We start from the raw sequence: 1,729 nt of genomic DNA on the forward strand, positions 1-1,729 counted from the left end.
TTTACGGCGTAAACGCCTGCGGGGTCGTCGCAGGGGCGTCCCGCTTCAGCCGCGGCGAGGACCGCAGCGTTTACGCCGTAAACACCTCCGCCGGGATGGCAGAGTCCGGCACGATCGCACCGGCATTCGCGGAGCGCTCATGACGATCCTCTTCCTGCCGGGCGGCCCTCACCAGAGGATCTCGATTTCCTGTGTCGCGCAATGCGTCTGCACTACGCTCGGTGTATGAACCACGAACCCCTTCCTGCGGACCTGCTCGCCGAAGCCAGCCAGTGGATAGCTGAGACCGGTCAGGACATCACCCCTGCGGAGTACCTCGCTCAGGCTCTCCACAGGCAGATGAGAGAGGACTACCGCGCAGCGAAGGAGCGGGAAGCACGTCGGATCGAGGCGATCCGGGCGTCCAGCCCCGAGGGGTTCGCCGCAGGCGAGCGGCGCGCCGAGGAACTGATCGCCAAATACGCCGGGCGAGCCACGGCGTGAGCTCCAAGTTCATCCTCGACACCTCGCTCATCACCGCCTACGCGCAAGGGCATGATCAGGCAGTCGGCATGATTCATGTGATCAAGCGCAGGATTCCCGGTGGCCTTCTCCTGCCCGTCACGTCGGTGATCGCGGCACGGGCACGACTCACGATCGATCAACGTGAGTATCTGGACGCAGAGTTGCTGGCCCGCAACCCACAGCCCGACTCCGATGAAATCGTCGTCCAGCTTGGTGTCGGCTATGACCCTGTCAAAGTCGATCTCGATGGGGACGCTCAGCGGGGAATCTCCGGAACATGGGCAGACCTCGGAGTGGACACCGTGCCGATCGACGTGGCCGAGGCCGCCTACTGGGGTAATCGGACTGATCGCACGGTGCTGACGCTTGCCGGCAAATACATCTGGGGTCCGATCTTGGCGGATCTGCCGGGAGTGAGTGTTGAGGACCTTCAGGACGGTCCGCATGAGAACTGGGGCTGACATGGACATCACCCACGAGGCTCCTGACCAGATGATCACTACGTCGCTGCGATTGCCCAGACCGGTGATGGAGGCGGTACGCGCACGGGCAGCGGAGCGAGGCATCAAGCCGACCGCTCTGATCCGAGAGGCGATCGTCGTGAGCCTGGCGGATACCCAGGCCATGGTCCCTATGAGTGTGTTGCTCGCGGCAGCGGAGGAGTACGCCAAGCGTCAGCCGATCACCTGACACCTGGACGGCGTGGGGAAGAGCCGACACCGTCGGGTGGTGTTTACGGCGTAAACACCACCCGGGAACGGTACGGCTCTGCGGCCTGGAAGCGCGCAGTCCGGCTGGGAACGCGGGAGGCCGCCACCGGGATCCGGTGGCGGCCTTCGCCTGTCTGTGGTGAGCCCGGCTGCGGGGCGGTCGCCGGTAGGTCAGGCGTTGGTACGGGCGAAGCGCTTGCGCAAGGGGGTACGAGCGGCGTAGGCGCCGCCGATGGCGATGAACGCGCTGCCGAGGGCGATGCCGACCGGGACACCACCGGTGGTGTCGTTGCCGGTGGTGCTGATGGCGGCGACGGGGGTGGTCTTGGCCGCGGGCTGGGCCTCGGCCGAGGTGGCCTGTACGGCCTCGGTCTTGTTCTCAGCCTTGTCCTTGGCCGCGGTCTTCGGCTTGTCGGTCTTGGGCTTGGGCTGGGTGAGGGTGAGGGGCTTGGCGGGGTTGGTGTCCTTCTCGCCCCAGGCGCCGGTGGCGAAGGGGACGGGGTGGTTCTTCTTGC

General features: G+C 65.9%; 3 protein-coding genes and 1 pseudogene. 3 read left to right on the forward strand and 1 reads right to left on the reverse strand.

Annotation, left to right across the window (positions count from 1 at the left end; genetic code table 11):
• Positions 1-225: 225 nt before the first annotated feature.
• The 3 genes from FHS22_RS37110 to FHS22_RS37120 are packed head-to-tail and all read left to right on the forward strand — an operon-like array spanning position 226 to position 1,194.
• Positions 226-483 carry a hypothetical protein gene (locus tag FHS22_RS37110; RefSeq protein WP_184948882.1) on the forward strand — a complete coding sequence of 86 codons (258 nt, stop codon included), beginning with the start codon at positions 226-228 and terminating at the stop codon, positions 481-483.
• Entirely contained in the window at positions 480-965 is a 486-nt protein-coding gene (locus tag FHS22_RS37115) for a hypothetical protein (protein WP_184948883.1), read from the forward strand. Before FHS22_RS37110 ends, FHS22_RS37115 begins: the two co-directional genes overlap by 4 nt.
• A gap of 1 nt (position 966) precedes the next feature.
• Entirely contained in the window at positions 967-1,194 is a 228-nt protein-coding gene (locus tag FHS22_RS37120) for a hypothetical protein (protein ID WP_184948884.1), read from the forward strand.
• A 191-nt stretch (positions 1,195-1,385) separates the two neighbouring features.
• Here FHS22_RS37120 and FHS22_RS37125 read toward each other — a convergent pair.
• Positions 1,386-1,729 (reverse strand): annotated as a pseudogene (locus FHS22_RS37125) (hypothetical protein); the annotation flags it as partial.

Origin of the sequence: Thiemannella venezuelensis, assembly GCF_014203605.1 — a bacterium.
GTDB classification, from domain to species: Bacteria; Actinomycetota; Actinomycetes; order Streptosporangiales; family Streptosporangiaceae; genus Planomonospora_A; species Planomonospora_A venezuelensis.